Genomic DNA, 8,760 nt, shown 5'->3' on the forward strand with positions numbered 1-8,760 from the left:
GTAGCCCTCCATGGATTCCATTATGCATACTGCTTCTTCCACCAGAAAAGTTCGGCAAGCAAAATCGCAACAAATGGCAATGCCACAACCGAAAGGTAAAAGATTTTTTGTTGCTGGCGAGGGGAAAGTAGAAGTTTCCTGTCCTCTGGATTTTTCGGTCTTATTGCGATAAGGTTCTCCTGCTTTGCAAGCCAATCCACGGAATTCATAACAAGGTCAAGGTTGCCGGAAAACCTCAGGAATTGGTTTACTGCGAAATCATGGTCACCGAATACCACCATTCTTGGTTGAGGTTGCTTAATAACATTCTGCACCGCACACACCACCGGCACAGGACCCTCAAGGTCATTTTTGTCTTTTTTTGCGCGGCCAGTTTTCCACCTCGTCTCACCCCAAGATTGTGGAGATGTTTTCGCGAGCTCAGTAATTCTTACGCCTGCTTTTGTCGAGCCTGCGGCAACTGAGCGAACCGTGGGGAACATGACACCGAGGTTAAAACCTTTCGTTACAGGATGGTTAGCATCGTAGTCGAGAACGAGTGGCATTTCAGGACCTACCCCTGCTAATCTCGGAATGTCAATGACTAAATCGTTTCCAACATTAACGCCAAACTTCCCGAGCCAGATAGCTGTCGAGTCCGCAAAGCCGGGTTCAAGCATGAAAAGCAACTTTCCTCCTCGATCGTAGAATGCCCATAGCGATTCGCGTTCAGCGGGCAGAAGGTCAACCTTTGGTGCCGCGACAACTATAATGGCTGCATCATCAGGTATACGCCCGGTTCTCATAAGGTTAAGCGTATCAACCGTGAATCCCTCTTGTGATATTTCCTTGGCGAGTTCGCTCATGCCATTAGCAGTCGAGTCAAAAGGCGATGTTTCACCATGTCCGGTGAGGAAATATGCTTTCTGCTCCCCTTGGAAAAGCAATTGCTTAAGAGAATTGGTAATCGCTTGCTCGTTAGGATTTGTTATTAAAGCAAATTTTTTCTTTCCGACATTGACAACCATTTGACCATATTGGGTGACACCATAATACTTTGCCAGCGCTGGTCTTCTATCGGGGTTTATTACCGTATATGATATTTTTGGGCTGGCAGCTGAATATTCCTGTGCAAGCTCTATAGCACGAGGATTCTTAGGCGAATCATTGCTGTCGAACACAATAAGTTCAACTTTCCTGTCAAGTTGCTTGAGCAATTTTTCCGTTTGGTCTGAAAGCGAGTACAACTTTTCCTTTGTCAGGTCTATCCACGAGTGGAATTTTGCGCCGAACGCATTCGCGACAACAATTATGCCCACGAGGAACACTACAGCTAAAATAGTGCTTGTCCCCTGAGCAGTTGACCTCTTGCCGATAGCCTGTCGAGCCTTACTCCATGAGAAAACGAGCCAGAGGATTATCAGTATCAGCCCTAATCCAAGTGCTATTTTTGAAAGCAACACGAACTGGGAAAGTATCCACGAAAGGAGCGCCCCAAGGAATATCAAATCGAGCCCTAAAACTCCTATTAAAGTGATATACTTATCCTTCATTTTTCACCTCCATTTACCTCATGCTCCGCGCCATCGCCAAGATTCCACCGACTGATATGTTAGGAAAATACCCAGAATACCTGCTGATATGAAGTATATAACATCAGATGTGTCGATAACGCCTTTTGCGAAATTGTTAAAATGAGGTGCCATTCCTATGTATCCTACGATTTTGGCGAGTTTGGTCTGGGAAAAAAGCGTGCTCCAGTCGACTATCCAGAGTATAAGCATGAAAGCGAATGTAAGGAATGCTGCGATAATCTGGTTTTTTGTCAGGGTCGATATGAATTGTCCCAGCGGGATTGTGGCGAATCCTATCAATAGAAGCCCGAGGTAGCCAGCCCACACAGGACCCCAATCGAGACCGCCCACAGCATAATGGTCAAGTATCAACTGGAACAAGATAGTGGTGGATATGAGAACAATGAAAAGTATGAGCCCCCCTACGAGCTTGGATAGAACAAGCTGCGAAGTTTTCACGGGAGCGGTTAGCAAAAGTTCAGCCGTCCCATATGCTCTTTCAGCCGCATAGGAACGCATAGTTATTATTGGTATTAAAAACAGCGCAAGAACAGCCAAATTAATGAAAAAGGGTCTGACAACCCACTGATTAACATTAAGAGGCACATTGAACCCCTGAAACTTATATTGTAGCGTGAACATACAGTAGTTGGCGAAATATCGCGCAATATTGTAGAAAAAGAATCCGCTAACACCGATAAATACGGCTAAGATAGCGTAAAATATTGGTGTAGAGAAAAATTGCCCGAGTTCCTTACTCAATAATGTAGTGAACTTCCGCATAATCGCCTCCTTTCCAAAAATTGATTAATCGTTGGCTCCGGCTTGGGTTCTGTCTGGTTCCTCAACGACGAGTTCAAGAAATATTTCCTCAAGACTCGCTTCTATTGGCGTTAATTCGAGTATAGTCCAGCCGCGCTCGTTTGCTAATCTTGTTATCTGCTCTCTGACATCCCACTTTGGTTCAAAGTTGACCACAAATGTGTTGGGTCTTTCTCCCGGACGGATTTCTATAACACCATCGAGTTCAAGAAGTGCCTTTTCAACTTCGTTTTGCGGACCTGAAAGCTCCACTCTGACAGCATTAACTCTTCTTATTTTTTCGGCAAGCTCAGAGGGTTTGCCCACGGCGATAATTTTCCCTTTGTTAATGATGGCAACACGGTCGCATGTCATTTCAGCTTCGGGCAAGATGTGGGTAGATAGGAGCACAGTGTGGTTTCCGCCGAGTTCTTTTATAAGCTCGCGCGTATAACGGATTTGCCTCGGGTCAAGGCCTATCGTCGGCTCGTCAAGAATCAGGACCGGCGGGTCAGCTATTAATGCGGAAGCGAGCCCCACACGCTGACGATAACCTTTCGAAATTTGCGATATATACATGTTCCAGACCTCATCAAGCTGACAGACATCGCGAACATACTCAAGCCTATCAGCAAGCTTTTTCCCATAAAGCCCTCTTAACTTTCCAACGAAACTTAGAAAGCGCTTAACCTTCATATCATTGTAAAGGGGTGGATTTTCCGGCATGTATCCTATTTTCTCGCGCACTTTTATTGGTTCTTTTACCACATCATGTCCGGCAACCACGGCTTTGCCCGATGTGAACGGCAGATAGGTGGTTAAAATTCTCATTGTTGTGGTTTTCCCTGCGGCGTTGGGTCCCAGAAGTCCCAGCACCTCCCCATCCTTCGCCTCAAATGTGACTCCATCAAGTGCCTTGAATTTACCGTAGTATTTAACAAGATTTTCCACTATAATCATCTTAACCTCCTACACTTTCCATCAACAGCTTCGGCAATAAGACTTACTAAATTTGGTATTATTTGGCTTTAGCAGCAAGATAAACTATATATCCATCGCGCCAAACTACAAAAACGACCGGCTTGCCTTTTCTAAGCTTCCTTGCCGCTGCGCGCACATCGGCTGGTGACTCAATCTTTTTATTGTTTATCTCGATAATTATATCACCTTCTTTTATTCCGGCAGCATCGGCGACTGAATTCGGCTCGACATCCTCGACAATAACGCCTTCGCCATCATAACCACTCAGCTGCCTGTCCTTGTATGTTAGAGCTCTTACGGAAAGTCCGAGCTTTATCCCTTCCTCCTCTTCTTCACGACTCGAATACACCTCACCCTCAGACGGCATTTCGCCGAGCTTAACCGTCAAAACCTTTTCCTGACCATCGCGGAAAATCGTGAGCCTAACTTTTGTTCCCGGTTCAGCGGAAGAAATGATGTTCCTCAGATGAGATACGGATTCAACATCCTTACCGTCCACCTTAAGTATTATGTCTCCACGCTTGAGGCCAGCATCTTCCGCAGGGCTTCCCGGGAGCACGCTCGTTACAAGAACTCCTTTGGCTTCCTTAAGACCCATAGCTTCCGCGAGGTTGTCGGTCATGTCCTGGATGGTCACGCCAAGCCAGCCTCGTATAACTCTTCCATGAGCTATAAGCTGGTCCATCACTCTGCGAGCGAGATTTATGGGTATCGCGAATCCTATTCCTATGTTGCCGCCAGCTTGCGAGACTATCGCGGTATTTATACCGATCACCTCACCGTTAAGATTTACCAGCGCCCCGCCGGAGTTTCCAGGGTTTATCGCAGCATCAGTCTGGATAAAGTCCTCGTAATCGGCTATCCCCATTCTCGAACGCCCTTTAGCCGATATTATTCCGGCTGTCACGGTGTGCTCAAGCCTGAATGGGCTTCCTATCGCAAGGACCCACTCGCCAACACGGATTTTATCTGAATCGCCCAATTTTGCGGCTGGCAATTTTTCGTCCGCATCAACCTTTAAAACTGCGACATCGGTTTTCTCATCTATTCCCACTATTTTGGCGTCGTATTGTTTGTTACCTATGTGCACCTGAATTTCGTCCGCGCCTTTTACTACATGAGCGTTTGTTAGTATATAGCCATCTTCAGTTACTATAACTCCGCTACCGAGACCCTCTTGTTTGAACTTTTTTGTCCAGTATTTTGGTTTCCATCTTGGACCAAAGAAGAAGTTAAACAGTGGGTCATCCCAGAATGGTTCCCAGCTTCTTACGGGGATTTCGTAAACTTTCGCGCTGGTTATCGTTACTACTGACTTCATAGCTTTTTCCGCCACATCAGCGAAAAGCCTTGATATTTCTGGAATTTTGGACTGTATAGTAACATTTTTTTGAGAACTTTGCTGGGTTGCGAAAGCCACTATAAGAATCCCTGCCAAAATGGCAGCTATAATGCCAATCCTGCGTAACATTTTCCCACCTCCTTTTTTATTTTCATTAATTTTTTCCAAAAGACTTCTCATTTCCACGGGTTTTCTTATCCAGAAGTCAGCGCCAGCTGACTCGGCAATCTTTCTTAATGTTTCTGGTTCATACTGACCCGATATGAGTCCAAGCTTAAGCTTCGGGAATTTTTTCTTTATCGCTTTAATTATTTCATTTCCGGAAATGTCCGGCAGATTCAAGTCTATTATAGCACCATCAAATGTTTCGTCAACTTCGCTTAGCGCTTCTTTTCCACAATGAACTGCAACGGGCGAATAGCCCATTCTATCAAGCAGGCTCGCCAATGCCTCAACAGCGCTTTTGCTGTCGTCCACTATTAGCCATTTCCCAGCCATCTCTAAATATTTAAAGCAAATTATGTGCCAATTTTTTATGGGAATGTGGCATAATGGTTAGAATTAATGAAGATGCTGCGATTTCAGCTATTCAACTTTTTCACTCCCCCGCGGTCCCCGTTTTCCCGCGGTCTCCGCGATTCAAACTTTTCCCCAGCACTCCCAACCTAAAAACCCCTCGCAAAACCAATTTATACAAAAGAACGACCTACTCCCACTCGAGCTCTACTTTTGATGAGTCGCCAAGATTAAGTCTGTGAGGTCTGCCCCAGAATGTCGAATCGTTCCCTAAAATCGAGTCCTCAAGAATGCAATTCTTAAGCATCGCACCGTCACCGACTATGCTGTTCCTCAGGACAACTCGTTCAAGCTGGGCGTTTTCGCCTATAGAAACATAAGGACCAACGATGGAGCTTTCGACTTTTGCCGAATCAGCCACATAAACCGGTGGAATTATTATGTTTCCTTCAAGGCTGGTTACATTGCCGTTTTTCTCGAGAAGATGGCGATGCGTTTCGAGCAGTGTCTCCGGTTTTCCGCAGTCGTACCAACCAGTAAGCACAAACCCTTCAAATTTCTCACCCGAATCAAGCATAAGTTTCAACGCGTCCGTAAGCTGAATTTCGCCTCGAGTTAAAATTTTGTGCTCTATAAGATATTCGATAGATTCTTTAAGCCTGTTCCTGCTCAGTATGTGATAGAACCCGGCAATAATCCAGTCGCTCTTCGGTTTCTCAGGCTTCTCTTCCATACCCACTATTTTCCTTCCGTCGAGTTCAACCACGCCGAACCTTCTCGGGTCGCGCACTTTGGTTATACCGATATGGTTGACATCCGAGTTCAAAAGGTCCCTTAAATCAGCCTCAATGATGGTATCACCAAGCACTATGAGGAACGGCTCGTTGCCTATGTAGTCAAGTGCCAGATAAACCGCATATCCAAGCCCGTTAAGCTCTTTTTGCTCAACAAAGTAGGTCGGAACATTATATTTTCTGGTTACATAGTTTCGTATCTGCTCACCTTTATAGCCTATAACGAGCACCAGTTCACTGACTCCCTGGTCAAGCAACCAATCAATAATGTGGCTTATAATCGGCTTCCCCGCTAAAGAAAGCAATGGCTTGGGTGTTGTGTGCGTGAATGGTTTAAGCCTTTCGCCAACCCCCGCTACTGGTATTATGGCCTTCATGATTTGCAAAAAGGTTTATGAAAAGATTTTTGTTCGCGTTTACTTATTCTCTTATTTCCTCGAGAAGCATTTTAATTATGTCGTCTGTGGTAATTCCCTCAGCCTCGGCATTGAACGATGTTATTATCCTGTGTCTAAGAACAGGCGGTGCTACTGCTCTAACATCCTCGAGCGACGGGGTAAGGTTCCCGTGAAGCACGGCTCTCGTTTTTGCCCCGAGAACCATAAACTGGCTCGCGCGAGGACCTGCGCCCCACCTTACATAGCGCTTTATGAAATCAAGTTTAGTCCGCGAAGGACGCGTGGAATTGGCAATCTTAACAGCATATTCGACTATCCTGTCTGAAACCGGTATGCGCCTTACGAGTGTCTGAAGGTTTATTATATCGTCGGCGGAAAGCACAGGCTCTATTTGAAATTCAAGGACACCTGTGGTCTTCTTTACTATCTCAACTTCCTCATCATAGCTTGGATAATCTATGTTAACATTGAACATAAATCTATCAAGCTGCGCCTCGGGAAGCGGATATGTTCCCTCTTGTTCAATAGGGTTCTGTGTTGCCAGAACGAAGAACGGTTCGTCAAGCTTATAAGTTTTGTCGCCAGCGGTAACCTCATGCTCCTGCATTGCCTGAAGAAGAGCCGCTTGCGTTTTAGGTGGTGTTCTGTTTATCTCGTCTGCAAGGATAATGTTTGCGAAAATCGGCCCTTTAACGAACCTGAAGAAGCGCTCACCAGTTGATTTGTCCTGTTCCAGTATTTCGGTGCCTGTAATGTCGGATGGCATGAGGTCCGGGGTAAACTGTATACGCGAAAATTTAAGGTCCAGCGCCTGTGCCAGTGTGCTTATCATGAGTGTCTTAGCAAGCCCCGGAACCCCGATTAAAAGAACATGCCCTCCGGAAAGAAGTGCTATCAAAAGCTCCTCTATAACCCTCTCTTGACCTACTATCCTTTTTGCTATCTGCTCTTTGATTTTATCCGCTGCATGAGCCAAGTATTCAGCTGCCCGCGCTTCGTCCTCAATGTCAAACTTTATTTTCCCCAAAACCAACCTCCGTCAGGATAAAGTTTTAGTCAAATTTAGAGGCTTAAGCCAATATGTCAAACCCAAAGTTCGAACGATTGATTGTGAACGATAAGAGTGTAAAGCACCTTCTTTTATATTCCTATGATGTGCGAGTTCTTGGGGTATTTCACCGAAAACTCCATCCGTATCGTCTTCTTATCCCCAGGTGCAAGTTTAATGGACCATATCACCTCGCCCGTAAAGTGTTTGTCTCTTTGCTGTGGTTCTGGAACAAATTTCACATCCTCAACTTTTATCTCGGACTGTGCTGCCACAGGTATGTGGTCCCTAACCTCAACGGTAACATCTTTTTTACTGTTATTTTCAAGCTTCGTTTCGTACGCAAACCATTCGCGCTTATATTTTCCGATAAAACCAGCCTTCTCGGTGTACTCTCGCACGCGTTTATGGGAAACTTTTATTGTCCTTACTGCCCCAAGTGCAAGTTCAAACTCCTCTCCAAATCCAATAGGAGTATCGAATATTTTCGTCCCCACGAATTCGTTGCCCTGGAAAACCGAAACTTTCCCAGGCAGGAAAAGATAGTCGCTTTTGTTTTTGCACAATGCGGTAAGAAATACCCTCTCATCTTTCCGCGGCACGGTAATGAATTTCTTTTTCGCGTCAAGGTTAAGCTGTGCTACAATCGTTGTGTGGTCCTGACCGTCGGCAGGTATTGTGGTCCGTCCACCTATTTTGAAAATCACAGTTTCACCCGTTATTTCAGGAGTTGCGGTCTCAAACATCGCCTCTTCTGCCACCTCTTGCTTCGGCGCAGCAGCAAGCGCCATTGCTTTGCCGCCCTTATACCTTGCGATAGGGCGAGGTCTAAAAAGCCTTATGTACCATATGTCGAGTTCGGGCGGTTCTATCCCCATGTGTGGTGTCGCTGTCGAAAGTGTAAGCAAAACATTTTCCCAATCTTCACCAGTTCGCTGACTGATAACTCCATAGTAGGTGAGATAAACCTTGCCGGTTTCCTCATCATATCTGGCGTCATATTTTGGGCGCCATGAACAGTTAAATACTACATATTTAACGGTTACTTTCGCTGCGGCGCTTGACTTTGCATTATACGGAACCTCGACTCTGTAGCCTCGACCAGCGCGGCCGCCGGTCATATTATTGAGTCTTTCCTTTAGTTCGTCGAGCTTTTTCTTTATTTGCCGCCTTTTCTGGTTTAATGCCGTTTTTTCCCGCGCGAGTTTGGAGAATTCAGCGCTTATAAACTTAATAGTTGGCGAAAAGTTCTGTGGCGAAATAACAAGAAACTTATCCTTTGCAGACCCGCCGCCGAGATTGGCTATCGACTCGAGAAATTTCTGTT

Annotated in this window: 7 protein-coding genes; all 7 read right to left on the bottom strand. The window is 45.5% G+C overall.

The genetic code is table 11. From position 1 onward, the window contains the following. Nucleotides 1-20 precede the first annotated feature (20 nt). Nucleotides 21-1,532, bottom strand: a complete 1,512-nt coding sequence (locus tag J7J62_03445) for a GldG family protein (GenBank protein ID MCD6124209.1) — start codon at nucleotides 1,530-1,532, stop codon at nucleotides 21-23. Nucleotides 1,533-1,550: 18 nt separating this feature from the next. Further along, a complete protein-coding gene (locus tag J7J62_03450) occupies nucleotides 1,551-2,336 on the bottom strand; it encodes an ABC transporter permease (GenBank protein MCD6124210.1) in 786 nt (261 codons plus the stop codon). 24 nt (nucleotides 2,337-2,360) lie between these two features. Further along, nucleotides 2,361-3,314: an ATP-binding cassette domain-containing protein gene (locus J7J62_03455; protein MCD6124211.1), complete on the bottom strand. Its 954-nt coding sequence runs from the start codon at nucleotides 3,312-3,314 to the stop codon at nucleotides 2,361-2,363. 58 nt (nucleotides 3,315-3,372) lie between these two features. Continuing rightward, nucleotides 3,373-5,175, bottom strand: coding sequence for a Do family serine endopeptidase (locus J7J62_03460; protein ID MCD6124212.1), 1,803 nt, complete (start codon nucleotides 5,173-5,175; stop codon nucleotides 3,373-3,375). Nucleotides 5,176-5,383: 208 nt separating this feature from the next. Then, nucleotides 5,384-6,364 carry an NTP transferase domain-containing protein gene (locus J7J62_03465; protein MCD6124213.1) on the bottom strand — a complete coding sequence of 327 codons (981 nt, stop codon included), beginning with the start codon at nucleotides 6,362-6,364 and terminating at the stop codon, nucleotides 5,384-5,386. 43 nt (nucleotides 6,365-6,407) lie between these two features. Then, the gene (locus J7J62_03470) at nucleotides 6,408-7,391 is read right to left on the bottom strand and encodes a MoxR family ATPase (GenBank protein MCD6124214.1); all 984 of its coding nucleotides are present in this window, start codon (nucleotides 7,389-7,391) and stop codon (nucleotides 6,408-6,410) included. A gap of 134 nt (nucleotides 7,392-7,525) precedes the next feature. Then, nucleotides 7,526-8,760: DUF4139 domain-containing protein (locus J7J62_03475; GenBank protein ID MCD6124215.1), on the bottom strand; the 1,235-nt coding region annotated here is incomplete at its 5' end.

The organism is bacterium, from assembly GCA_021159335.1.
Lineage (GTDB): Bacteria > UBP14 > UBA6098 > B30-G16 > B30-G16 > JAGGRZ01.